The sequence below is a fragment of the Mesorhizobium sp. B2-4-7 genome (genome assembly GCF_006442685.1).
Lineage (GTDB): Bacteria > Pseudomonadota > Alphaproteobacteria > Rhizobiales > Rhizobiaceae > Mesorhizobium.
This window is the reverse complement of sequence record NZ_VFVH01000008.1, coordinates 54734-78322: the sequence shown is the minus strand read 5'-3', so window position 1 is coordinate 78322 and position 23589 is coordinate 54734. Positions and strand designations below refer to the sequence as shown.

The 23589-nt window shown below is 63.7% G+C and carries 23 protein-coding genes; 13 read left to right on the top strand and 10 right to left on the bottom strand.

The annotated features are described in order from the left end of the window. Positions 1-40: 40 nt before the first annotated feature. The 4 genes from FJ946_RS20885 to FJ946_RS20870 all read left to right on the top strand — a co-directional run bounded on the left by FJ946_RS20885 (position 41) and on the right by FJ946_RS20870 (position 3021). Entirely contained in the window at positions 41-1387 is a 1347-nt protein-coding gene (locus tag FJ946_RS20885) for an FAD-dependent oxidoreductase (RefSeq protein WP_246671761.1), read from the top strand. Positions 1388-1457: 70 nt separating this feature from the next. Further along, a complete protein-coding gene (locus FJ946_RS20880; protein ID WP_140517162.1) occupies positions 1458-1808 on the top strand; it encodes a RidA family protein in 351 nt (116 codons plus the stop codon). A 107-nt stretch (positions 1809-1915) separates the two neighbouring features. Further along, positions 1916-2347, top strand: a complete 432-nt coding sequence (locus FJ946_RS20875) for a cupin domain-containing protein (protein ID WP_140495738.1) — start codon at positions 1916-1918, stop codon at positions 2345-2347. Between the two features lie 227 nt (positions 2348-2574). After that, positions 2575-3021, top strand: a complete 447-nt coding sequence (locus FJ946_RS20870; protein ID WP_140495737.1) for a hypothetical protein — start codon at positions 2575-2577, stop codon at positions 3019-3021. Positions 3022-3090: 69 nt separating this feature from the next. Here FJ946_RS20870 and FJ946_RS20865 read toward each other — a convergent pair whose 3' ends face one another. Together FJ946_RS20865 and FJ946_RS20860 are read right to left on the bottom strand one after the other, a co-directional pair. Beyond that, positions 3091-3546, bottom strand: a complete 456-nt coding sequence (locus tag FJ946_RS20865; protein ID WP_140495736.1) for a carboxymuconolactone decarboxylase family protein — start codon at positions 3544-3546, stop codon at positions 3091-3093. Positions 3547-3667: 121 nt separating this feature from the next. Then, positions 3668-4096, bottom strand: coding sequence for an SRPBCC domain-containing protein (locus tag FJ946_RS20860; RefSeq protein WP_140517164.1), 429 nt, complete (start codon positions 4094-4096; stop codon positions 3668-3670). A 199-nt stretch (positions 4097-4295) separates the two neighbouring features. Here FJ946_RS20860 and FJ946_RS20855 point away from each other — a divergent pair, with 199 nt between their 5' ends. After that, complete coding sequence (locus FJ946_RS20855; RefSeq protein ID WP_140517165.1) at positions 4296-5054, top strand: copper homeostasis protein CutC; 759 nt, start codon at positions 4296-4298, stop codon at positions 5052-5054. Continuing rightward, entirely contained in the window at positions 5051-5545 is a 495-nt protein-coding gene (locus FJ946_RS20850) for a GNAT family N-acetyltransferase (RefSeq protein WP_140495733.1), read from the top strand. Before FJ946_RS20855 ends, FJ946_RS20850 begins: the two co-directional genes overlap by 4 nt. Before the next feature lie 155 nt (positions 5546-5700). Here FJ946_RS20850 and FJ946_RS20840 read toward each other — a convergent pair whose 3' ends face one another. From FJ946_RS20840 to FJ946_RS20820, 5 genes are all read right to left on the bottom strand, one after another. Next, positions 5701-7080, bottom strand: a complete 1380-nt coding sequence (locus FJ946_RS20840) for an OFA family MFS transporter (RefSeq protein WP_140564107.1) — start codon at positions 7078-7080, stop codon at positions 5701-5703. A 239-nt stretch (positions 7081-7319) separates the two neighbouring features. After that, on the bottom strand, positions 7320-8342 hold the full coding sequence (locus FJ946_RS20835) for an acyltransferase (RefSeq protein WP_140517169.1): 1023 nt from the start codon (positions 8340-8342) through the stop codon (positions 7320-7322). Between the two features lie 192 nt (positions 8343-8534). Next, positions 8535-9332, bottom strand: a complete 798-nt coding sequence (locus tag FJ946_RS20830) for a xanthine dehydrogenase family protein subunit M (RefSeq protein ID WP_140564108.1) — start codon at positions 9330-9332, stop codon at positions 8535-8537. Between the two features lie 162 nt (positions 9333-9494). After that, the gene (locus FJ946_RS20825; RefSeq protein WP_140564109.1) at positions 9495-11846 is read right to left on the bottom strand and encodes a xanthine dehydrogenase family protein molybdopterin-binding subunit; all 2352 of its coding nucleotides are present in this window, start codon (positions 11844-11846) and stop codon (positions 9495-9497) included. 84 nt (positions 11847-11930) lie between these two features. After that, positions 11931-12419: a (2Fe-2S)-binding protein gene (locus tag FJ946_RS20820; RefSeq protein WP_140521053.1), complete on the bottom strand. Its 489-nt coding sequence runs from the start codon at positions 12417-12419 to the stop codon at positions 11931-11933. Positions 12420-12723: 304 nt separating this feature from the next. On the opposite strand from FJ946_RS20820, the gene FJ946_RS20815 reads away from it, so the two are divergent. Next, the gene (locus tag FJ946_RS20815; RefSeq protein ID WP_140685886.1) at positions 12724-13860 is read left to right on the top strand and encodes an FIST signal transduction protein; all 1137 of its coding nucleotides are present in this window, start codon (positions 12724-12726) and stop codon (positions 13858-13860) included. An 8-nt stretch (positions 13861-13868) separates the two neighbouring features. After that, a complete protein-coding gene (locus tag FJ946_RS20810) occupies positions 13869-15209 on the top strand; it encodes a hybrid sensor histidine kinase/response regulator (protein ID WP_140495725.1) in 1341 nt (446 codons plus the stop codon). A 9-nt stretch (positions 15210-15218) separates the two neighbouring features. Here the strand turns inward: FJ946_RS20810 and FJ946_RS20805 are convergent, their stop codons facing one another. Next, complete coding sequence (locus FJ946_RS20805; RefSeq protein ID WP_140495724.1) at positions 15219-15902, bottom strand: response regulator transcription factor; 684 nt, start codon at positions 15900-15902, stop codon at positions 15219-15221. Positions 15903-16126: 224 nt separating this feature from the next. Here FJ946_RS20805 and FJ946_RS20800 point away from each other — a divergent pair, with 224 nt between their 5' ends. From FJ946_RS20800 to FJ946_RS20790, 3 genes are all read left to right on the top strand, one after another. Further along, positions 16127-16825 carry a fumarylacetoacetate hydrolase family protein gene (locus FJ946_RS20800; RefSeq protein WP_140564111.1) on the top strand — a complete coding sequence of 233 codons (699 nt, stop codon included), beginning with the start codon at positions 16127-16129 and terminating at the stop codon, positions 16823-16825. 4 nt (positions 16826-16829) lie between these two features. Beyond that, positions 16830-17480, top strand: coding sequence for a maleylacetoacetate isomerase (gene maiA / locus FJ946_RS20795; protein WP_140517184.1), 651 nt, complete (start codon positions 16830-16832; stop codon positions 17478-17480). A gap of 133 nt (positions 17481-17613) precedes the next feature. Next, on the top strand, positions 17614-18654 hold the full coding sequence (locus FJ946_RS20790; protein ID WP_140495721.1) for a zinc-dependent alcohol dehydrogenase family protein: 1041 nt from the start codon (positions 17614-17616) through the stop codon (positions 18652-18654). Here the strand turns inward: FJ946_RS20790 and FJ946_RS20785 are convergent. Beyond that, positions 18651-19550 carry a DMT family transporter gene (locus FJ946_RS20785; protein ID WP_140521057.1) on the bottom strand — a complete coding sequence of 300 codons (900 nt, stop codon included), beginning with the start codon at positions 19548-19550 and terminating at the stop codon, positions 18651-18653. The genes FJ946_RS20790 and FJ946_RS20785 overlap by 4 nt on opposite strands. 108 nt (positions 19551-19658) lie before the next feature. Between FJ946_RS20785 and FJ946_RS20780 the strand changes: the two genes are divergently transcribed. After that, positions 19659-21059 carry a PLP-dependent aminotransferase family protein gene (locus tag FJ946_RS20780; RefSeq protein ID WP_140564112.1) on the top strand — a complete coding sequence of 467 codons (1401 nt, stop codon included), beginning with the start codon at positions 19659-19661 and terminating at the stop codon, positions 21057-21059. Positions 21060-21082: 23 nt separating this feature from the next. Here FJ946_RS20780 and FJ946_RS20775 read toward each other — a convergent pair whose 3' ends face one another. After that, positions 21083-21973 (bottom strand): LysR family transcriptional regulator, encoded by an 891-nt coding sequence (locus FJ946_RS20775; RefSeq protein WP_140564113.1) that lies wholly within the window; start codon positions 21971-21973, stop codon positions 21083-21085. 136 nt (positions 21974-22109) lie between these two features. On the opposite strand from FJ946_RS20775, the gene FJ946_RS20770 reads away from it, so the two are divergent. Then, complete coding sequence (locus FJ946_RS20770) at positions 22110-23555, top strand: MFS transporter (RefSeq protein WP_140564114.1); 1446 nt, start codon at positions 22110-22112, stop codon at positions 23553-23555. Positions 23556-23589 lie beyond the last annotated feature (34 nt).

Genomic DNA, 23589 nt, shown 5'->3' with positions numbered 1-23589 from the left:
AACGGCAGCGACCAGTTCAATTGACCGCAGTTGGCACCCATTGCAATGTTTTCAGGCAACCGAGGATGTTGTGCGGGGTTGCAAACACATCGCAGGCGCCGATCGAATTAAGAAGAGCGGCGTCAGCAGTACTGTCAAACGCTCCAGCAACATCTCTCAACGATATAGCGGCATTTGCATCGATTCGTCTTTCAGAGATTACTCGTATCGGATGACGTCATTAGCCCGGGAATTTTTGGAGATCATCTTTATGCGTGTCGTGGTCATTGGTTCCGGTATCGTCGGCAGTTCCGCCGCCTATGAATGCGCCAAGGCGGGAGCAAGCGTCGTCGTGCTCGAGGCCGGACGGATAGCAGGCGGTACGTCGGGGGTAAGCTTTGCCTGGACAAATGCGACGACCAAGCGGCCCCGGCCGTATTTCGATCTGAACGTCTCGGGAATGCGCGCCCATCTTGAACTCAAGCGCGACTTCGGCATCGCTCCCTGGTTCACCCAGACCGGCAGTTTCGATTGGCGAACAGAGCCGGAGTCGATGGACGATTATTTCGAGAACTTCAGGCAGATGAAGGAATGGGGCTACGGCGTCGAGTGGATCGACAAGAAGCGCGTCGCCGAGATGGAGCCCGATATCGATGTCTCCGCTTTCGGCGATTGTCCAATCTCCTACTATCCGGAAGAAGGCTGGGTCGATCCGGTGCTCTACTCGGCCTGGCTTTTGCGGGCGGCGAAGGAGCGCTGGGGAGCACAGGTCAAACTCGGTTCACGCGTGACCGAGATCGAGACCGAAAGCGGGCGCGTACGGGCAGTTCGGACGGCGAACGGAGACCGACACCCTGCGGATGCCGTCGTGAGCTGCACCGGCGGCTGGTCTAGTGAGAGGCTCGGCGATGCCCAGGGTATTCCACTTTCCTCGACCATAGGCGTGCTCGCCTTCACCCCGCCGGTGGCCTTGACGCTCCGCAGCCAGCTGCATGCCGACGATCTGGATATCCGTCCCGACGGAGCGGGCCGCATCATGATCCATAAGGTCTCGGTGGACATGACCCTGGAGAAGCCGGAGGTGCTCAGCCCTGCCGGGAACGAGGCGGCGACGCTCCTGGATGCGGCGACCAAGGTCCTGCCTTCGCTCCGCGACGCAGGTGTGGAAGCCATTCGCACGACGGTCCGGCCGTTCCCGGAGGACGGCTACACCTGTGCCGGCGCCATGCCGGATATCGTCGGCCACTACATGGCCGTAACGCACAGTGGTGTGACCATCGGCCCGCAATTGGGCAAGGTGGTCGCCGACGAAGTCGTGCGCGGCAAAATCCATGACGAAATGGAAACGTTTCGTCCGCAACGCCTCTTCCAGGCCCACGCCCAGCGCTCCGCTGTCGCGCACGTCTGATCCCGCTCAGCAGACCGCTGGATTGCGTACGGCGGCCTGCTTTTGACCAACGCAACCAGGGGCCTCCGCCATGGGGAACATCGAACGATTCGACAAGAACGAACGGCTTAGCCGTATCGTCGTTCACAACGGCACGGCCTATCTCTCGGGCTTGACGGCCGATGACAAGAAAACCGGCACGTCTGACCAGACGAAGGAGATATTGGAAAAGGCGGATCGCCTTCTGGCGAGCGTCGGTTCGGATAGATCGAAGCTGCTGTTCGCGCAGATCTGGTTGAGGGATGTCGAAGACTTCGACGCGATGAACAAGGCTTGGGTCACATGGCTCGACGGCGTGGAGCCCCCGGCACGCGCCACGGTCGGGGCGAGCTTCGCCTTGCCCGAGATCCGTGTCGAGATCCAGCTTACCGCAGCGATTTGACACGTCGCACGCCACGTCCAGGCCAGCGAGTCCAATCAGATTCGTCAGGGACATGCTTGCGCACCGGCCTTCGCGGCGCGATAGATGCGGCGGTTTGGGGAGGAATCATGCGAAAAGTCCTGGCATCGGCATTGCTGCTGGCGGCTGCGGCGTTCGCGACCGGCGCTCATGCGCTGGACAGCAGCGGCACGCCCGTCGTCGTGACACCCCTCGCCTCGCGCACGACCACCGCTTCCGGCCAGCCGATCACGCTGCCGCAGAAGAACGTGCAGGTGCTGGTGTCGACCTACGACATAGCGCCGGGCGCGACCTTGCCGGTGCACAAGCATCCGTTCCCGCGCTACGCCTATGTCGAGGCCGGCACGTTGAAGGTCACCAATGTCGAGACCGGCAACAGCAACACCTACAAGACTGGCGATTTCATCATCGAGATGATCGGGCAGTGGCATCAGGCCACCAACATCGGTGAAGGCCCGGTCAAGCTGCTGGTGATCGACCAGGTCGAGGAAGGCACCAAGAACACGGTTTTGCGCCAGTAAGCCACCGCTGCTCCGGGTCCTCGAACTGTCTCGCCACGGGAGCGCGCCGCGCTAAGTCGTTGGCCCAGCTCCCATCCGGTTCCGCACGACCGGGCTGACGATGCTATGCCGGTTGCCCGCCTTACCGGCGGAACCGGATTCCCCCCGTTGGGTTTTTCGCGAAATCCCTTTGCTTGGTGAATGCCTTTTCCTGGAGCAAACTCCCTGCCGGGGCTCAAGGAGCAGAAATGAGAGCACGAACAGCGACGGTCGGCGATCTGGAAGACGTGTTTCGCCATTTGTCCAAGCGGATGTCCGACGAATACATCGCCGCCGGCAAGGACAGCAAGGTCGCCTACGACAATCTGATGATGAACCTGAAGGAGGGCCGCGCCCATGCCCTTGTCGACAGCGACGGGACCGTAGCGATCGTCGCCTGGCACGAGCATGGCGACGCCGCAGACACGCTGTTCGCCGCGCGCGAGGGCTTTTTCAGGGCCGCGACCGTGCGTTTCTGCAGGCGGCATATCAGGCAGATCCAGGCGCTCGCCGGCAATCTCCCTATTCACTCCCGCAGCTGGCTCACGGGACCGGAAATCGCAAAATGGTTTCGCACCATCGGCTATGTCGAACGCGGCGAGGAAAATGGCGCCAAACTGTTCGAATTGCCGCCGGCCGCGACCCGGCCGGGCTAGGCAAGCAGGTTTGGTGCACCGCGAGTCCAGCCGCCATTGCACCGTGGCACGGCTCGCCTTCGCGCGGCCTTAGCCCCAGGCGCCGACCATTTGGCGTGTCGTGGCGTTCAGCCGATTGAAGGCGTTGATCACGGCGATCTGGATGACGAGCCCGGCAAGCGCCTTTTCGTCATAGTGCCGGGCGGCCTCGTCCCATACCTCGTCCGTCACGGCATCCGTTCTGTCGGCCAGCCTTGTGCCGGCTTCGGCAAGGGCAAGCGCGGCGCGTTCGGCATCGGTGAAGTACGGCGTCTCCCGCCAGGCCGACAAGGCAAAGATGCGTTCGTCCTTCTCGCCAGCCTTCTTGAGTTCGCGCGCATGCATGTCGACGCAAACCGAGCAGCCATTGATCTGGCTGGCGCGCAGATGGACGAGCTTGCGCGTCACATAGGGCAAATCGGCCGCCTCGGTCGACTTGTCCAGCGCCAGCAGCGCCTGCAGGGCGCCGGGGATGAGCATCACGGGGTTCTTGAGCCTGGCTTCCATGGTGTTTCTCCGTTTGAAAAGTTTGGTCAGGGCGCGGTTTGCCATGCCCGGAAGCGGCGCATCCGGGGAGACTTGTTGTGGTTCGCCGGCCATGGCGACCGGTTGGTCGAGGAGAGTCGGCTCAGCCTTGCTTCGCAGCCACCTGCTCAAGTCGCTCAAGAATACGCGGCCAGCCGCTTCCCATGCCGACATATCCACGCTCATCGGCCGGCCGGAACCCCGAGTGCTCCATCCGCACCCGGGTCGCCGCGCCCTCAGGCGTGAGCGACCAGGTCACCACGGTTTTCAGTCCGCTGTCGGATTCGCTTCCGTCGCCCCAGCTATAGGCAAGCAGGCGTGGCGCCTCGACTTTCAGCACGACGCAGTTCGTCACCCCGGACCAGCCCGGTACCGGTGAAGCGCGGAAGGTGAAGCGGTGCCCCTCTTGCGGCGCGAAGTCATTCTGCATGAGCCATTCTGCGACGAGTTCGGGCACCGTCAGCGCACGCCAGATCTTCTCCGCCGAATGCGGAATCAGTCGTTCAACGACGATCGATTTGGTCTCTGTCATGCCGTGCTCCTCTTAGTCGTCGTCGAGCCACCGCTCGCGATCAATAACTCGATGGCTATGGGTTAACTCATAACCATGTAGTTATAAGACTGTCAAGCAGGGAAATGCCCCCTGGTCCAATGCGCCGTGCCGTTCCTGCTTTCGCGCCCGCCGCGCGGGTGCTACGGGCTTCTCACAACATCATGGACAGGATCACACCTTGACTGAAGAAGCCCGCCCGCCGCTGATCGAAATCTGTGTCGAGGGCATTGATGGCCTTCTGGCCGCACAGGCCGGCGGCGCCGACAGGGTCGAACTGTGCGCCAGCCTCGTCGAAGGCGGCATCACGCCGAGCTTGGGAACCGTGCGCGCCGCGCTCGACCAGGCGATTGTGCCGTTCCATGTCATGGTGCGGCCGCGTGGCGGCGATTTTCTCTACAGCGAAACCGAGTACCGTTCGATGCTGGCCGACATAGCCGCCCTGCGCGACCTCGGCGTGCCCGGCGTGGTGTTCGGCTGCCTCACCGCCGAAGGCACCATCGACGAGCGCCGCATGAGCGAACTGACGGAGGCCGCCGGCGGCCTTAACGTCACGTGTCACCGCGCTTTCGACATGACGCGCGACCCGGCCGAGGCTTTGGAAGCGCTGATCCGTTGCAAGGTCGGCCGCGTGCTGACCAGCGGCCAACGCGACACGGCGATGGAGGGCCTGTCGCTGTTGGCGGACCTGGTGCGACAGGGGGGCGACCGCATCGTCATTCTCGGCTGCGGCGGGCTCGATCTCGGCAACATTGCCGAGGTGCGGCAAAGGACCGGACTGTCCGAAATGCATTTCGCCGTCCTTAAGGACGTGCCCAGCGCCATGCGCTACCGCAATCCCAAGGTCGGCATGGGTGGCTCCGATCTCGACCGCGAGTATCGCAATACGCTCACCGATACGCCGCTTGTGGCAGCGACGATCGCGGCGGCCAAGGCATGACCGCCCTCTCCCCGATCAGCCGTGTCAGGCAAAGCGACGAAGCGGCCATACTCGCGCTCAACAACGAGCATGCCGCCGAATTGTCGTGGCTTGAGCCCGAGCGCCTGTCTTTCCTGCTTGGCGAGGCGTTCTATGCGCGCCGCATCGGCGCGCTCGAAGCCTTCATCATGACCTTCGATCAAGGGGCTCGGTACGACAGTCCGAATTTTCTCTGGTTTCGCGAACGCTACGAGCGCTTCGTCTATGTCGATCGCGTCGTGGTGGCGGCGCAAGCTCGTGGCCGCGGCCATGCCCGCCTGCTCTACCAAGACCTGTTCGAGCACGCCACGCGCGCCGGCCATGCACTGGTCACATGCGAGGTCAATGCCGACCCGCCCAACCCGGCTTCGGACGCCTTCCATGCAGCGCTCGGCTTCACCGAGGTCGGCGACGCGGTGATCCATGGCGGCAAGAAGGCGGTGCGCTACTACGTCAGGCGGATCATCGCCTGAGCGCTGCTCCTTTCCAGGTCTCTGCCACTACTGGAACAACGCCGCTGCACTGACCAGCGTCGTCCAGAACCCCCACAACAGCGGGATGCCGACCAGCAGCCAGGCAAGGACCAATTTGACAGAATTGCTGTTGTCTTGCGCCATGATCACTCTCCTTACGCTGCAGCCGGTTCGGCCTTCATGTGGAACCGTGCATCCACCGGCCGCATCATCAGGTTGAGCAGGAAACCGACGACGAGCAGGCCGGCCATGATGTACATGGTGACCGTGTAGGCATCGGCCTTCGCTACTCCTGCATCGATCTGGTACTGCCTGATGTAGTTGACCAGGACCGGCCCCAGCACGCCCGCCACCGACCACGCCGTCAGCAGGCGGCCATGGATGGCACCGACATACCGCACGCCGAAGACATCGCGCAGATAGGCCGGAATGGTGGAAAAGCCGCCGCCATACATGCTCAAGATGACGCCATAGAACAGCACGAACAGGAACACGTTGCCCGACTGGCCCGTCCACGGCACCACCGCATAAAGGATCACGCCCAGCACGAAGAAGACCGCGTAGGTCGTCTTGCGGCCGATATAGTCGCTGGTCGACGCCCAGAAGAAGCGGCCGAGCATGTTGAAGATCGATAGCAGGCCGACGAAGCCGGCGGCGGCGGCCGGCGTGATGCGTCCCGGGAACATCTCCTGGCTCATGGCGGAGGCTTGGCCGAGGACGCCGATGCCGGCCGTCACGTTGAGGCACAGCACGCCCCACAACAGCCAGAACTGCGGTGTCTTCAACGCGTCGTCGAGATGGACGTTGGCGGTTGTCACCATCGGGTTTTGTGTCGTCGGCGGCGTCCAGCCGGCCGGACGCCAGCCATCGGGCGGCACCCTGACGATGACGGCGCCGATCAGCATGAAGATGAAGTAGACAATGCCCAGCACGATGAAGGTTTCGGCGACACCGATATGCTGCGGGGTCGAAAACAGCTTCAGCAGATAGACCGAAAGCGGCGAAGCGATGAAGGCTCCGCCGCCAAACCCCATGATCGCCATGCCGGTCGCCATGCCCGGCCGGTCGGGAAACCAGGTGATCAGCGTCTTGACCGGCGAGATGTAGCCGAGCCCGAGGCCGATGCCGCCCAGGACGCCGTAGCCGAGATAGATGATCCACAGTTGATGCAAGGTGACGCCGAGCGCCGACACGATGAAACCGCCACCGAAACAGCAGGCGGCCGCGACCATCGCCTTGCGCGGGCCGAAGCGATCCAGCCAACCGCCGCCGAAGGCTGCCGCGAGGCCAAGAAACAGGATCGCGATCGAAAAAATCCAGCCGAGTCCGGTCAGCTTCCAGTCGTCGGGCGCCGAATCGGTGATACCGATCAGTTTCGACATCGGCAGGTTAAAGACGCTGAACGCGTAGGCCTGACCGATGCAAAGATGAATGCACAACGCCGCCGGCGGCACCATCCATCTGCTGAAACCAGGCTCGGCGATCGTGCGCGAGCGATCGAGCCAGCCGCCAGCGTTTTCCCTGGTCGTTGCCATTCCATCCTCCCATGCAATGCACCGATTCGAATAAACTAGGCGGAGCACGGGGCGGGACAACAAGGAATAGCTGCCATAATACCAATGTCTAAGGACATTGGGCTATCCGGCAAGCAGATCGCCAGGTAACCCCTGGCTATATTAGGACGAACTTACCAAACAAGCTGCCGTACAGGCGGCATCGAGCGAGGCTGACCTTGGCCGCTAGGCAACGCAAGGGAGGGACACTGCGGCGTCACTCACCAGTTGCGGTTCAGCCACTCACGCGACGGCCGCTCGATGACATAATAGCTGCAGAGCGCGCAGGCAAAGACCCCAGCCAGCATCAGCCATGGGTCGCTGCCTCGCTCATAGACGAATTTGTAGAATGGCTGCTGCCACAGATAGAGCGAATAGGACCATAGACCCAGCGTCGCCATAGGCCAGGACGACAGCAGTCCAGAAAACAATCTCGTGCTGAAATCGAGAGCGTTGACGGCAAGCGCCAGGAGCGGCACGGCGACCAGATAGTGGATCGGGGTTGGTACCGGGTCCATGAACAGAAGCACCGCCGCGATGGCCGCCGCCACCGCCACATAAGGGCCCTTCAACAGGGCCGGCAGCTTGCCGTCGGTCTTCAGCAGGCAGATGGCGGCCGACAGCAGGATCGACGCAATATGCACGTCGGTGCGCCAGTATGTGGTCTCGTAGTCCATGTGCAGGAACCAGTACGAAACCGCACCGTTTGCCATGGCCAGCACCGCCAGCACCAGGAGCAGCGGGATGACGCGGCTACGGCTTGCGACAAGTGCGCTGATCGCTGCCAGGATGATGTAGGCATGCTCTTCGACACAGAGCGACCAGATGTGGTCGAGCGCGCCGGCGCGGTTCACGAGAATTCCGGCATAGTTGTAGGTGAATGTCAGCGCCGTCAGCGCCGCCTTCCATTTGAAGGCGACGAACGTGCCCGACAGCGCAATCATCGAAACGATCACGAACACCAGCAGCGCGGGATAGATGCGGGAGAAGCGGCGCTTGAAGAATTTCTTCAGCGGGTAGCGCTCGACGAACAGGATCTCGGCCATCAGCCGGCCGCTGAGCACGAAGAAGAATTCGACGCCCAGTACGCCGAGATTGATCCCTGCAACGGGAAAGAAATGGCCGATGAGCACCAGCGCGATCGAAAGTCCGCGCCAGCCGTCGAGATAGGCCAGTCTTGTCCTGGCGGATCTGTCGGCGACGGATCTTGGCGGCACAACATGCGTCGCGGAGATGTCGGTCATGCCGCTCCCTTCGCATTGAAACATGCGAATAGGGTCGCAGGTCGTGATGAACACTCCGAACCCGGCTCGCGTTTGATCGCCGGCATAGTGCAGTGCAATATCGCTTTGTGCAAGTGCGAGATTGCCACAATGCGCCCGTCTGCGGAAAAGGGGCGAGAAGTCCCTCTCCTGCCTGACAGGAGCAGGAAGGAATCAGGCGTTGGCGGCGGCCACCGCGCGCTTGGCCATGACCGCGACCAGATTGGCACGGTAGTCGGCGGAAGCGTGGATATCGCTCATCAGCTTGGTCGCCGGCACCTTGACGCCGTCGAGCGCCGAAGCCACGAAGTCCTTCGCGAGCGCGGCCTCGATCTCCTTCGAGCGGAAGACGCCATCGTCGCCGGCCCCGGTCACGGCCACCCTGACGCCGTCCTCACCCTTGGCCACGAACACGCCGACAATGGCGTAGCGGGAGGCCGGATTGCGGAATTTTTTATAGGCTGCCTTTGCCGGCGCGGTGAAGGTGACGGCCGTGAGGATTTCGCCGTCCTCCAGCGCCGTCTCGAACAGGCCCACGAAGAACTTGTCGGCCGCGATCTGGCGCGTGTTGGTAATGATGGTGGCATTTAGCGCCAGCATGGCCGCTGGATAATCGGCCGCAGGGTCGTTGTTGGCGATCGAGCCGCCAATCGTGCCCCTATAGCGCACTGCCGGATCGCCGATCAGCGATGCCAGATGCGCGAGCGCCGGGCAGGCCTGTTTCAACCTGTCGTCGCTGGCAACATCGAAATGCGTGGTGGCGGAGCCGATCGTGACTGCCCTGCCGGACACTGTCACGCCTTGCAATTCCTTGATCCGCGACAGGTCGACCACATCGGAGGGGGCCGCCAGCCGCGTCTTCATGGCCGGGATCAGGGTCATGCCGCCCGACAGCAACTTGGCGTCGCCGCCCGTGACGAGCTTCGCGGCATCGGCGACTGAGGCGGCGCGGTGGTAATTGACTGCGTACATTTGGAGGCTCTCCCTGGTGAAGAGTGGATAGTCAGTAGTCAGTAGTCAGTAGTGATTAGTGAGTAGGCATTGGTCGGTAATGTGGTGAATAGCGGGTGATCAATTGCCGCGGCAACCGCGTTTTTGTTCACTACTCACTATTCACTACTCACTCTCCTTTTTTCAGTGCTTCGCCGTCGCACGGATCGCGGCCCACACCGTAGACGGCGAAGCCGGCATGGCGATATCCGCGATTCCTATGGCGTCGGTGATGGCGTTGATCACCGCCGGCGGCGAGCCGATAGCGCCGGCCTCGCCGCAGCCCTTGATGCCGAGCGGATTGCCCGGACACGGCGTGTTCGAGGTCGAGACCTTGAACGAAGGCAGGTCATCCGCACGCGGCATGGTATAGTCCATGTAGCTCGCTGTCAGAAGCTGGCCGTCGGCATCATAGTGGGCGCCTTCGAGCAGTGCCTGGCCGATGCCCTGCGCGATGCCGCCATGCACCTGGCCCTCGACGATCATCGGGTTGATGATGTTGCCGAAATCGTCGGCCGCGACGAACTGGATAATCTCGGTCGTTCCGGTCTCCGGATCGATCTCGACCTCGCAGATGTAGCAGCCGGCCGGAAAGGTGAAATTGGACGGGTCGTAAAACGCCGTCTCCTTCAATCCCGGCTCCATGCCACCGGGCAAATTATGAGCGGTATAGGCCGCCAGCGCCATCTGGAACCACGGCACGTTTTTGTCGGTGCCGGCGACCTTCAGCGCGCCGTTCTCGATGACGATGTCGCCCTCGTCGGCCTCGAGCAGGTGCGCCGCGATCTTCTTGGCCTTGGCCTCGACCTTGTCCAGCGCCTTGGCAATCGCCGACATTCCGACCGCACCCGAGCGCGAGCCGTAGGTACCCATACCCATCTGCACCTTGTCAGTGTCGCCATGGACGATCGAGACGCTGTCGATCGGCACCCCAAACCGTTCGTTGACCAGTTGCGCGAAGGTCGTCTCATGGCCCTGGCCATGGCTGTGCGAGCCGGTCAGCACCTCGATGGTGCCGGCGGCATTGACGCGCACCTCGGCCGATTCCCAAAGGCCGACGCCGGCGCCGAGCGAGCCCACCGCGGCCGACGGCGCCAGGCCGCATGCTTCGATGTAGCAGCTCATGCCGATGCCGCGCAGCTTGCCGTTCCTGGCGGCCTCCGCCTTGCGTCCGGCAAAGCCGGCATAGTCGGCGGCCTCCATCGCCGCGTCGAGCGAGGCGCCATAGTCGCCGGCGTCATAGTTCATGATGACCGGCGTCTGGTGCGGAAACGTGGTGATGAAGTTGGTCCGCCGAAGCTCCGCCGGCGAGACGCCGAGTTCCCGCGCCGCGGTCTCCATCGTGCGCTCGATGAGATAGGTGGCTTCGGGCCGCCCTGCCCCCCTATAGGCATCGACCGGTGCTGTGTTGGTGTAGACCGTGCGGACATTGGCGTGGATCGCCGGGATATCGTACTGGCCCGACAGCAGCGTCGCGTAGAGATAGGTCGGCACGCAGGACGAGAACAGCGACATGTAGGCGCCGAGATTGGCCAACGTGTCGACCTTGAGGCCGGTGATCCTGTTGTTCTTGTCGAAAGCCATTTCCACTGTCGAGACATGGTCGCGGCCATGCGCGTCGGAAAGGAAACTTTCGGTGCGGTCGGCTACCCATTTCACCGGCACGCCGGTTTTCTTGGACGCCCAAAGGCAGACGATTTCTTCTGGATAGATGTAGATCTTGGACCCGAAGCCGCCGCCGACATCGGGCGCGATGACGCGCAATTTGTTTTCCGGCGCGATGTTGTAGAAGGCGCTCATCACCAGCCGGGCGACATGCGGGTTTTGCGAGGTCGTCCAGCAGGTATAGTGGTCTTCTGCCCTGTCGTAGTGGCCCAGCGCTGCCCGCGGCTCCATGGCGTTGGGCACCAGCCGGTTGTTGACGATTTTCATGCGGGTGACGTGGGAAGCCGCGGTGATCGCCGCGTCGGTCGCCTTGGCGTCGCCGATCTCCCAGTCGAAGATCAGGTTGTTTTCGGCTTCCGGATGGAGTTGCGGAGCGCCCTTTTCGAGCGCCTTCGTCGCATCCACCACCGCCTCGAGTTCATTGTAGGTGATCTCGACCGCTTCGGCGGCGTCGCGCGCCTGGCCCTTGGTGTCGGCGACCACGACGACGACCGCATCGCCGACATAGCGAACCTTGTCGACCGCCAGCGGCGACCAGGCTCCCATCTTCATCGGGGAGCCGTCCTTGGAATGTATCATCCAGCCGCAGATGAGATTGCCGATGCCATCGGCCTTCAGCTCCTTGCCGGTCAGCACGCCGATGACGCCCGGCATGGCTTGAGCCTTGTCGACCTCGATCTTCACGATCTGGGCATGCGCGTGCGGGCTGCGCACGAAGGCCGCATGCTTCATGCCGGGTACCACCATGTCGTCGACATAGCGACCGGCGCCGGTGATGAACCGCTTGTCTTCCTTGCGCGCCACGCGAGCGCCAACACCTTCAATGCCCATCAGAAATTCCTCCCGAAATAGTGAGTAGGAAGTAGTGAGTGGTGGAGATCGGCGCCGGTTCGTACCGACTACTCACTACTTTTCTCACGCCGCTTGCCTGACCTTGCCGCTCATCCCCTCCGATGCGGCGAGGATCGCCTTGACGATGTTGTGGTAGCCGGTGCAGCGGCAGATGTTGCCCTCGAGCTCTGCGCGCACCGTCGCTTCGTCGAGGCCCTCGGGGTGGCGCTTGATCATGTCGGCCGCCGTCATGATCATGCCCGGCGTGCAGAAGCCGCATTGCAGTCCGTGATGCTCCTTGAACGCCGCCTGCACGGGATGCAGGTCGGCACCGTTGGCAAGTCCCTCGATCGTCACCACGCTCGATCCGGACGCCTGCACCGCGAGCATCGTACAGGACTTCACCGCCTTGCCGTCGACATGGACGACGCAGGCGCCGCATTGCGAGGTGTCGCAACCGACATGGGTGCCGGTGAGACCGAGATTCTCCCGCAAGAAGTGAACCAGCAGCGTCCGGTCCTCGGCCGCACCGCGGACCTGTTTTCCGTTCACCATCAACGAAACGTCCGACATGAATCCTCCCTGGGTATCACCTTGGTCATCACGCTGCCGACGCGGTGTTGGCTTCGGCCATGCGTTATTCGTACACCGCACAAGCCGTAAAAAACAGCGCGGCGCAAAAGCCGGATCATTGTACTTTCGGCCATGGCAGGGCGAAACACGCATTCCCCTCGCCCCATTGCCAAAATGCCGATTGGCGGCAACAATGGCTTTCGACGTTGGCGCAAGAAGCACATCAACAGCCGCGCACAGGCAGCGTCGGAGGAAATGCGGGAGAACGTCGCTGACCGTTTCACGGACGCGCTACGCATGCGGTTTGTCGGCGCTGACCACGGACGAGCCCGACCCGGACGTCTTCGCACGCGCGGTGGCGGCGGAGGCGGCCGCCATCGAGGCCGGCTTCGCCCTGTTGTTCTTTTCCCAGCGCCTTGTCGAGGCCGGCGCCCTTTCGCGCGCAATCGCGGCCCATGCGCCGGCGCTACACTACGCCGGCTGCTCGACCGCCGGCGAAATCACGCCGCAGGGCCTCGAGGAAGGCCATATCCTCGCCATGCTGCTCCCTTCGGGTTCATTCACCGCGGTCAGCACCACGGTCGACAACCTTTCGTCATCGGGCTTGGACAGGGTCACTGGTGATGTCGAGGATCTGCGACGTACGCTGCATGGGCGCATCGGCGGCGAGCGGACCAGGAACACCTTCGCGCTCTGTTTCATCGACGGACTGTCCTATGCCGAGGAAGCGGTGAGTTCGGCCATCCATTGGGGCCTCGATGACATACCACTGCTCGGCGGTTCCGCCGGTGACGACCTGAAATTCGAGACGACGAGCCTGATCTCCAACGGCAAGGTCACCTCCGACAGCGCCATCATCGTGCTGGTCGCCACGGAAATCCCTTTCCATGTCTTCAAGACCGACAATTTCGTTCCCACCGACGAAAAGCTGGTGGTCACCGCGTCCGATCCCGATCACCGCATCGTGCGCGAGTTCAATGCCACCAATGCGGCCGAGGAATATGCCGCTTCGGTCGGCATCGTCGCGCAGACGCTGACACCGCTGAGCTTCGCCTCGCATCCGGTGGTGGTGAAGGTAGGCGGTGAATATTACTGCCGCTCCATCCAGAAGATGCATGCGGACGGCTCGCTGTCGTTCTTCTGCGCCATCGACGATGGTGTCGTGCTGTCGATCGCCCAACCCAAGGACATGGTGGAATCGACCCGCGCGGCTCTGCTCGACGTCGAGGCGAGGCTTGGCGGCATCGACATGATCATCGGCTTCGACTGTGTCCTGCGCCGGCTGGATGCGCGCAACCGCCAGGTCTTTCGCGAGATTTCCGAACTCTACCGGGTCAACAACGTCATCGGCTTCGGCACCTATGGCGAACAATACCGGTCGATGCATCTCAACCAGACCTTCACCGGCATCGCCTTCGGCGAGCGCCCGGCCGCCGAGTGAGCGCTGCCGTGCCCCTCAAGGACATAGACGATCCCGACAGGCTGAAGAAGATCAACGCTGCGCTGGTCAGCCGCGTCGAGCGCTCGATGGACCAGCAAGGCAACGCCTTCTCGCTGTTCCAGACCGCGATCTCACTGGAAAGCAGGGTACGCGCCCGCACCGAGGAACTGCACTCGACCTTGCGGCGGCTGGAACAATCGAACATCGACCTCAGCGCCGCCAAGGAAAATGCCGAGCAGGCGAACCTGTCCAAGACCCGCTTTCTCGCGGCGGCCAGCCACGACGTGCTGCAGCCGTTGAATGCGGCGCATCTGTCCGTCTCCGCCCTTGCCGAAGTGCAGACCAGCGACGAGGGCCGGAAACTGGTACGGCAGGTCGAGCGCTCGCTGGAGACGATGGAGGACCTGCTGCGCACGCTGCTCGACATCTCCAAGCTCGATGCGGGTGTGGTCCAGCCCGACATTGGCGACGTCAGCCTGGAGGCGCTGTTCTCGTCGCTGCGGTCGGATTTCCAGCCTGTGGCCGAACTGAAAGGCCTGTCGCTGAAATTCCGCGCCGTCAACGCCGTGGTTCGCTCCGATCGCACGCTGCTGCGCCGCATCCTGCAGAACATCCTCTCCAATGCGCTGGGCTACACCCGCTCGGGCGGTGTCCTTGTCGGCACCAGGCACCGCGGCGATGCCATCCGCATCGATGTCGCCGACACCGGCTGCGGCATTCCCGACGACCAGCGCGAGGCGGTGTTCGAGGAATTTCATCGCGGCATCATGCCTGCCAATGCCGAACTCGCCGGCGGCGGCCTCGGCCTTGGGCTGGCCATCGTGCGGCGCATCGCCGGCGCGCTCGGCCATCCCGTGACGTTTTCCTCGAAGGTCGGTCGCGGCACGATTTTTCACATCGATGTCCCCGTCGGCATCGGTGCCACGGCGGACGCCGTCGCCAGCGCTGCAAGCCTGGAGCGGCCGCGCGGCTATGGCTTGTTCGGCACCAAGGTTCTGCTGGTCGAGAACGATGTCGAGGTGCTGCAGGCGATGACCTCGTTGCTCGAACGCTGGCAATGCCTGGTGCGCGCCGCGACCTCGACCGACGACGCGCTCGACATGCTCGGCGACACGGACTGGGTGCCCGACATCGTCATAGCCGACCAGCATCTCGACGGCGGCGATCTCGGCACCGCCACCATATCGAAGGTCCGCCGCTATCTCGGCCGCGCGGTGCCGGCGCTGATCGTCACCGCCGACAGTTCCGAAGCCGTCGCCAAGGCGGCGCGGGCCGGCGGCATCGAGTTGATGCGCAAGCCGCTCAAGCCCGCGCAACTAAGGGCGCTGCTGGCACATCTGCTGGCTTAGACCTGCCCCTCAAAACCCCGCCTGATCCCTGAAAAGCTCCGCATTATCAAGCTTCGAAACCTCGATCACCGCTTGCGTGCGGCTGTAGACGTTGAGCTTGCGCAGGATCTCCGAGACGTGCGCCTTGACTGTGGTCTCGCCCACTTGCAGCTCATAGGCGATCTGCTTGTTGAGCAGGCCCTGGCGTAGCATCTGCAACACGCGCAACTGCTGCGGCGTCAATGTCGAAAGGCGCTGCACCATGTCGGCGCGGTCGGTGCTGTCGGCGTCGGGCGGGCGGCCCTCATAAGTTTCCGGAACATAGATGGCACCTTCCATCACCGAGCGTATGGCGTTGGCCAGATCGCTCTTGCGCGCCGATTTCGGGATGAAGCCGGCAGCACCGTAGGACAGCGCCTCGGAGATGATCTTGGGCTCCTCGTAACCGGATACTATGACCACGGGCAGGCGCGGATAGCGGGTCCGAAGCTGCAGCAACCCCTCGAAGCCGTGCACCCCGGGCATGCTGAGATCGAGCAGGGCAAGGTCGAACGGCTTTGTCCCGGCCAGCAGGTCGAGTGCCTCGGCGATCGAGCGCGCCTCCACCGTGTCGACCTCCGGGTAGGCCATCTGCACGGCGCTGTGCAGCGCCTCGCGAAACAGCGGATGATCGTCGATGATCAGGAACCGGGCGCTGTCAGTGGCTGCTGTCATGTGGCTCGTTTCGGTTTGCCGGCCGCAGCATAATCCCGCGACCACGGCTGACTTATTGGCAAATAGTCTATCCCAGCGGACGATGCATCGCCGCGAAAGTGATGGAAACTCCGGATTCCTTATACGGCCGGCCGGCCAATGCTTTATGAAAAGCGACGCCTTGCCCGGCCTCTCAATTCGGCCGAAGGTGCCCGCGGCCCGACATCCAACTGCAGAGACAGACCATGACCGCCTTTGTCCTCCCCGCTCCGCCAACGCCCTCGGTCGCAGTGGCCGGCTCGAACGAGCGATTTGCGGTGCGCCGCATCTTCTGCGTCGGGCGCAACTACGCCGCGCATATCAGGGAGTTCGGCAATGACGAGCGCGATCCACCCTTCTTCTTCACCAAGCCCGCCGATGCGTTGGCAGACTCCGGCGCCACGATCCCCTACCCGCCGCTGACGACCAACCTGCACCATGAGATCGAACTGGTGGTCGCGATCGGCAAGCCGGGCTTCCGCATCCCGCGCGCCCAGGCGCTGGATTATGTCTGGGGCTATGCCGTCGGCATCGACCTCACCCGCCGCGATCTCCAGGACGAAGCCAAGAAAGCAGCGCGGCCCTGGGACTGGTCGAAGGCTTTCGACCTCTCCGCGCCGTGCGGTCCTCTGGTTCCCGCGCAAAAATCCGGCCATCCGAGCCAGGGCCGTATCTGGCTGGCTGTCGACGGCAAGATCCGGCAGGACGCCGATCTCGCCGAGTTGATCTGGCCGATCTCCGACATCGTCTCGATCTGCAGCGAAGGCATGGAATTGCAGCCAGGCGACCTCATCTTCACCGGCACGCCGGCCGGCGTCGGCGCGGTCAACCCTGGGGAGACGATGACCGGCGGCGTCGACGGCATCGGCACGATCGAAGTGACCATCGGCCAGCCAAATCGGTGAGTGCATGAGCGACATCGTCCTTCACAACTACTACCGCTCCTCCACCTCCTACAGGGTGCGGATTGCGCTGGAGATGAAGGGGCTGACCTATGACTACGTGCCGCATCACCTGCGCCATGGCGAGCATCTCGAACCGGCCTATCTCGCGGTCAACCCGCAGGGCCTAGTGCCGGCGCTGATCCTGGGCGACGGCACCCTGCTGACGCAATCGCTGGCGATCATCGAATTTCTCGACGAGACGACGCCCGAACCGCCTCTGCTGCCGAAGGACGCAGTTGGGCGCGCCCGTGTCAGGATGCTGGCGCAGATGATTGCCTGCGATATCCATCCGGTGAACAATCTGCGTATCCTGACCGCGCTGCGAACCCTGTTCGGCGCCGGCGACGAGGATGTCGCCAAGTGGTTCCGGCACTGGGTCAAAGAGGGTTTCAAGCCACTCGAAGACCTGTTGATGGCTTCGCCCGAGACCGGCACCTTCTGCCACGGCGACACGCCGGGGCTGGCCGATATCTGCCTGGCGGCACAAGTCACCAGCAATGCCCGTTTCGGCGTCGATATGGCGCCCTACCCGACGATCTCGCGCATCAACGCCGCTTGCATGGCCCTGCCGGCCTTTCAGAACGCCGCGCCGCAAAACCAGATCGATGCCGAGTAACCTTTTCGGCGACGCGCAGCGTCGCCATCGGCGTATGCCCAAACGGCCGGCTTGTCTGGCGGAATCGATTTCCGCTTGACCGGCCAGGGAATCGGCTATCGTTTCCCGAAGTGCGCGCAAGGTGGAGTTGCCGATGAAAGCCGTCGTCTTCGAAAAATTCGGCGAGGCGCCGACGATCCAGACCGTTCCCGATCCGAAGCCGGCGCCGGACGGCGTCGTCATCAAGGTCGAGGCGACAGGCCTGTGCCGCAGCGATTGGCACGGCTGGATGGGCCATGACGCCGATATCCGCTTGCCGCATGTCCCCGGTCACGAGCTGGCCGGCGTCGTGGTAGCCGCCGGCAAGCAGGTGACCCGCTGGAAGGCTGGCGAGCGCGTCACCGTCCCGTTCGCCGTCGGCTGCGGCCATTGTTTCGAATGCACGTCCGGCAATCACCAGGTCTGCGAGCACCAGTCCCAGCCGGGCTTCAACGCCTGGGGCTCGTTCGCCGAATATGTCGCCATCGAGCACGCCGACACCAACCTCGTGCGCCTGCCCGACGAGATGGAATTCGCCACTGCCGCCAGCCTCGGCTGCCGCTTCGTCACCTCGTTCCGCGCCATCGTCGATCAGGGCCGGGTGACGCCGGGCGAGTGGGTGGCGGTGCATGGCTGCGGCGGTGTCGGCCTGTCGGCGATCATGATCGCCAGCGCCATGGGTGCCAATGTCATCGCCATCGACCTCACCGAAGAGAAGCTGGACTTCGCCAGGAAGATCGGCGCGGTGGCGACCATCAACGCGGCGACGACCCCGAACGTCGTCAAGGCGGTCAAGCAGATCACCAATGGCGGCGTGCATATGTCCATGGATGCACTCGGTCATCCCACGACCTCGTTCAATTCGATCGCCAATCTACGCCGGCGCGGGCGCCATGTGCAGGTCGGCCTGATGCTGGGCGATCACGCCCGCCCGCAGGTGCCGATGGACAAGGTGATCGCGTTCGAGCTCGAAATCCTCGGCAGCCACGGCATGCAGGCCTACCGCTACCCCGCGATGATGGAGATGATCCGCACCGGCAAGCTGAAACCCGAGCTTCTGGTCGGCAAGAAGATCAGCCTTGAGGAAGCGCCGGCTGCACTGATGGCGATGGGCGGCTTCGAAGGCATCGGCATCGGTGTGGTGACGAAGTTTTAGCCAGCGGCGCCGGTTGCGGGCCGTGGCAAATCCCGCCTGGCAAACTTTTTGGCGCCGAATACGCACAGCACCACGCCGAGCGTGATGACGACCATCAGGGGACTGACCTGCTCATGCAGCAGGGACGCCGCCAGGGCGAGGCCAAAAAAGGGCTGCAGCAGTTGCAACTGCCCCACGGCGGCGATGCCGCCTTGCGCGAGGCCGCGATACCAGAACACGAAGCCGATCAGCATGCTGAACAGCGAGACATAGGCAAGCCCGATCCATGCATTGGTCCCGACCGTGGCGAAGGACGGTGGCAGGGTGACCACGGTCAGCACCAGCATGACCGGCAGTGACAGCACCAGCGCCCAGCAGATCACTTGCCAGCCGCCCAGCCTGCGCGACAGCGCGGCGCCTTCTGCGTAGCCCAGGCCGCACACGATGATGGCGGCAAGCATCAGTGCGTCGCCAACGGGTGAGGCCGTCATGCCTTGCGCAAGGGCAAACCCACCCACCAACGCGCTGCCGAGGCATGAGAACAGCCAGAAGGCCGGTCTCGGCCTCTCGCCCCCGCGCAGCACGCCGAAGATCGCGGTCGCCAGCGGCAGCAAGCCGACGAAGATGATGGAATGAGCAGAGGTGACATGCTTCAGCGCCAAGGCTGTCAGCAAGGGAAAGCCGACCACCACACCCAACGCGACGATGACAAGCGACATCAGGTCATGACGTTCCGGGCGCTTCTCGCGGAAGACGAGCAGCAGCGCGAGGCCAAGCAAAGCTGCTATCACCGCGCGCGCCGACGTCAGGAATGTCGGATCGAGATCCATCACCGCCACGCGCGTTGCCGGCAAGGAGCCGCTGAAAATCAACACGCCGATGAATCCGCTCACCCAGCCGCTCGTCGTCTTGTCCATTGCAGGCACTCCATCCGTTGCGCCCTCTATCGGGCCCATACCCATGGCGTCACCAGAGACAATGCAGTACAATTCAACAAAACTGTAATGGTTTGCCGGAAGGTACAGATGAACGTATCAGCGAGATTCGACAACAGCGGAACCCTTGTCGAAGGCGTCATGTCCACCATCCGCCAGCGAATTGCCGCGCGCAGCCTCACGCCCGGCGCCCGATTGCCCTCGATCCGCGCCTTCGCGAAATCCATGCAGGTTTCCAAATCGACAGTGGTCGAGGCCTATGAGCGACTGGCGGCGGAAGGCGCGATCCGTTCCCGGCCAGGCTCCGGCTTCTATGCCGCCGGATCGCTGGCGCCGCTGTCGCTGGCCGAGATCGGCCCCCGACTCGATCGCGCCGTCGATCCGCTCTGGGTTTCGCGGCAGTCGCTGGAAGCGGGCGATGAGATGCTGAAGCCCGGCTGCGGCTGGCTGCCCGCCTCGTGGATGCCGCAGGCAGCGCTACGTCGCGCGCTGCGCACCGTGGCGCGCGCCGATGATGTGGCCCTTGCCGACTACGGCACGCCGCTCGGGCTGCCGCCGCTGCGCCAATTGCTGGCGCGGCGCATGGCCACGCATGGCATCGAGGCTTCCCCCGAACAGATCATGCTGACGGAATCGGGCACGCAGGCCATCGACCTCCTGTGCCGGTTCCTGCTCGAACCCGGCGATACAGTGCTGGTGGACGATCCCTGCTATTTCAATTTCCACGCACTGTTGCGTGCCCATCAGGCCAAGGTCGTCAGCGTCCCCTATACGCCATCGGGACCGGATATCGACTTGTTCGCGCAGGCGCTGGCCGAGCATCGGCCGCGCCTCTACATCACCAACTCCGCCATCCACAACCCGACCGGCGCGATCCTGTCGCCGGTCACCGCGCACCGGCTGCTCAAGCTCGCCGATCAATCGGACCTGACCATCGTCGAGGACGACATCTTCGCCGATTTCGAACACGCTCCTGCCCCAAGGCTCGCGGCTTTCGACGGTCTCGAGCGTGTCGTCCATATCGGCAGTTTCTCCAAGACGCTTTCGGCCTCGATACGCTGCGGCTTCATCGCCGCGCCCCGTGACTGGATGGAAGGGCTGGCCGACCTCAAGATCGCCACCACCTTCGGCGGCGGGCGGCTCGCGGCCGAATTGGTGCTGACCCTGCTCAGGGATGGCAGCTATCGCAAGCACATGGACCTGCTGCGCGCCCGGCTCTCACGCGCCATGATCGAGACAGGCGCTCGGCTGAAGGCGATCGGGATCACGCCCTGGATCGAGCAGCCCGCCGGTCTGTTCCTCTGGTGCAGCCTGCCGGATGCAGTGGACGCAGCCGAGATTGCCCGCCGCGCGCTTGCGGCCAATGTCGTGCTGGCGCCCGGGAACGCGTTCAGCCTGTCGCGATCAGCCAGCCGATTCCTGCGCTTCAACGTTGCACAATGCGAAGACGAGCGGATTTTCAAGGTGCTGGAGGCAGCCATGCCGCGCTGACGGCTGCGGCGCGGCTTGCGCGATCAGGACTTCACGCAAATGTCGCGCACACAACTCCGCAGCCAGCGCTGCGCCGGATCGGCATCGAGCCGCGGATGCCAGAGCATGGAAATGGTGACCGCCGGAATGTCGACCGGCAGGGAAAAAGTCTGCATGCCGGCGCGCGCGCCTTGCGTATGCCGCTCGGGCACGCTGGCGATCAGCTCCGAGGCGCGCGCCATGGCGAGCGCGGCCGAAAAACCGGAAGCCATGCACACGACCGTCCGCTGTAATCCGAGCCGGCTCAAGGCCTCGTCGATCGGTCCCCTTTCGCGCCCCCGCCGCGAAACATTGATGTGGCGGCCGGCCGCATAGCGTTCCGGCGTCATCGCGCCCTGGCCGAGCGGATGGCCGCTGCGCACCGCGCAGACGAAACGGTCGCGAAAAAGCGCCTGGATGCGCACCTCCGGCCCGGTCTCGCCGGCCACGCCTACTTCCAGGTCGATCGCCGCTTCGCGCAGTGACGCCATGTCCTTGTCCGACTTCGGCGCGAAACGCAGCCGCACGCCCGGCGCATCGGCCTGGATGCGGGCGATCAGGCGCGGCCCGAACTCCTCGACGAAGCTTTCATTGGTGCGCAGCGTGAAGGTCCTCTCCAGGCCCGGCAGATCAAGCAGCCTCGCCGGGCGCAGCAGCGTTTCCGCATCCTGAACCACACGACCGACCTGCTGGCGCAGTTCCTGCGCGCGTGGCGTTGGAACCAGACCGCGACCGGCCCGCACCAGCAGCGGATCTCCCGTCGCCGCGCGCAGGCGCGCCAGCGTGCGGCTCATCGCCGAGGGGCTGAGCCGTAATCGCGTCGCCGCACGCGCCACGCTGCCTTCGTCCAGCAGGACATCGAGGGCGACGAGCAGGTTGAGATCGGGCGGCGACATGGTTCGATCCTAGCACGAAATCCGCTGATGTGGCGTGCAACGCACGAATAGAATGCAAATGCTGCGCGTTCCGCCACATCATACAAACGATTAGATCTTCGAAGCTTCGACCTGAAGCCGACAAAGGGAGATCGCCGTGGCAGTCACTGAGCAACATCGCAACGAGCACGCATCGGTCGCACAGAAAATCCCATCGGCTGGATGGGCGCTGGCGAGCCTGTCGCTGGCCACGCTGCTGTCGTCGCTCGGCACCAGCATCGCCAGCGTCGGCCTTCCCGCGCTGATGCAGACATTCGATGCCTCGTTCCAACAGGTGCAATGGGTCGTGATTGCCTATCTGCTCGCCATCACCATCCTGATCGTCAGTGCCGGGCGCCTCGCCGACATGCTCGGGCGGCGGCCGCTGCTGCTTTTCGGCATCGCGCTGTTCACATCGGCGTCGGTGCTCTGCGGCCTCTCGCCGGCTTTGTGGCTGCTGATCGCGGCGCGGGCGGTGCAAGGGCTTGGCGCGGCGCTGATGATGGCGCTGACATTGGCCCTTGTCGCCGAGACGGTGAGCAAGGCCAGGACCGGCAGCGCCATGGGCCTGCTCGGCGCCATGTCGGCCATCGGCACCACGCTCGGCCCCTCCATGGGCGGCCTGCTGATCGCCGCTCTCGGCTGGCGTTCGATTTTCCTGGTCAACGTGCCGCTCGGCATCCTGACCTTTGCAATGGCCTGGCGTGCTTTGCCTACCGGCAACCGGACGGTGCGGGCCGGCCAAGCCGGCTTCGATGGTTTGGGCACGGGCCTGTTGGCCCTGACATTGGCGGCCTACGCGCTGGCGATGACACTGGGTAGAGGCAGTTTCGGGCTCATCAATCTCGGCCTGCTGGTCGCGGCTGGCATCGGCATCTTCCTGTTCGCCACTGCGCAAAGGATGGCGAAAAACCCATCGGTCGAGCTTTCCGCCTTCCGTGATCTCTCGCTGAGCGCCAGCCTGGCCATGAACCTGATCGTTGCCACCGTGATGATGGCGACTTTGGTGGTTGCGCCGTTCTATCTCTCGCGCGGGCTCGGACTGGAGGCGGCAAACGTCGGACTGGTGCTCTCGACAGGCCCGCTGGTCTCTGCGCTGTCGGCGTTGCTTGCCGGACGCCTTGCCGATCGCTTCGGAGCCAAAAGGATGATGGTCGCGGGCCTGCTCGGCCTTGCCACGGGCACGTTCCTCCTGTCCCTGGCGATAACGACACTCGGCATCGCCAGCTATGTCGTCCCCATCACCGTGACCTGCTTCGGTTATGCCCTGTTCCAGACAGCGAACAACGCCGCCGTCATGAGCAGCGTCGGCGCCGGTCAACGCGGCGTCATCTCCGGCCTGCTCAATCTGTCGCGCAACCTTGGCCTCATTACGGGCGCCTCCGTCATGGGCGCCCTATTCGCCGCCGTATCGGCCGGAGGACGCGAAGCCGGCGGCCAAGGCATGCTGACGTCAGCGGCGGCGGCCAGCGGAATGCAGGTGACCTTCCAGACGGCAACGGCACTGGCGGTGGCGGCGCTGGTGCTCAGCCTCTTGCCGAGCCGGCGGGCGGAGAATGCCTGACGAAGATCAATTCAGGGGGCTTGGGCGAATGCCG

Bases quoted from the DNA above. Each gene is read 5' to 3' on its own strand.
- FJ946_RS20880 (WP_140517162.1), top strand. From the start codon at position 1,458: ATGGGGAACATCGAACGATTCGACAAGAACGAACGGCTTAGCCGTATC.
- FJ946_RS20875 (WP_140495738.1), top strand. From the start codon at position 1,916: ATGCGAAAAGTCCTGGCATCGGCATTGCTGCTGGCGGCTGCGGCGTTC.
- FJ946_RS20870 (WP_140495737.1), top strand. From the start codon at position 2,575: ATGAGAGCACGAACAGCGACGGTCGGCGATCTGGAAGACGTGTTTCGC.
- FJ946_RS20865 (WP_140495736.1), bottom strand. From the start codon at position 3,546: ATGGAAGCCAGGCTCAAGAACCCCGTGATGCTCATCCCCGGCGCCCTG.
- FJ946_RS20860 (WP_140517164.1), bottom strand. From the start codon at position 4,096: ATGACAGAGACCAAATCGATCGTCGTTGAACGACTGATTCCGCATTCG.
- FJ946_RS20850 (WP_140495733.1), top strand. From the start codon at position 5,051: ATGACCGCCCTCTCCCCGATCAGCCGTGTCAGGCAAAGCGACGAAGCG.
- FJ946_RS20840 (WP_140564107.1), bottom strand. From the start codon at position 7,080: ATGGCAACGACCAGGGAAAACGCTGGCGGCTGGCTCGATCGCTCGCGC.
- FJ946_RS20835 (WP_140517169.1), bottom strand. From the start codon at position 8,342: ATGACCGACATCTCCGCGACGCATGTTGTGCCGCCAAGATCCGTCGCC.
- FJ946_RS20830 (WP_140564108.1), bottom strand. From the start codon at position 9,332: ATGTACGCAGTCAATTACCACCGCGCCGCCTCAGTCGCCGATGCCGCG.
- FJ946_RS20825 (WP_140564109.1), bottom strand. From the start codon at position 11,846: ATGGGCATTGAAGGTGTTGGCGCTCGCGTGGCGCGCAAGGAAGACAAG.
- FJ946_RS20820 (WP_140521053.1), bottom strand. From the start codon at position 12,419: ATGTCGGACGTTTCGTTGATGGTGAACGGAAAACAGGTCCGCGGTGCG.
- FJ946_RS20805 (WP_140495724.1), bottom strand. From the start codon at position 15,902: ATGACAGCAGCCACTGACAGCGCCCGGTTCCTGATCATCGACGATCAT.
- FJ946_RS20800 (WP_140564111.1), top strand. From the start codon at position 16,127: ATGACCGCCTTTGTCCTCCCCGCTCCGCCAACGCCCTCGGTCGCAGTG.
- maiA (WP_140517184.1), top strand. From the start codon at position 16,830: ATGAGCGACATCGTCCTTCACAACTACTACCGCTCCTCCACCTCCTAC.
- FJ946_RS20790 (WP_140495721.1), top strand. From the start codon at position 17,614: ATGAAAGCCGTCGTCTTCGAAAAATTCGGCGAGGCGCCGACGATCCAG.
- FJ946_RS20785 (WP_140521057.1), bottom strand. From the start codon at position 19,550: ATGGACAAGACGACGAGCGGCTGGGTGAGCGGATTCATCGGCGTGTTG.
- FJ946_RS20780 (WP_140564112.1), top strand. From the start codon at position 19,659: ATGAACGTATCAGCGAGATTCGACAACAGCGGAACCCTTGTCGAAGGC.
- FJ946_RS20775 (WP_140564113.1), bottom strand. From the start codon at position 21,973: ATGTCGCCGCCCGATCTCAACCTGCTCGTCGCCCTCGATGTCCTGCTG.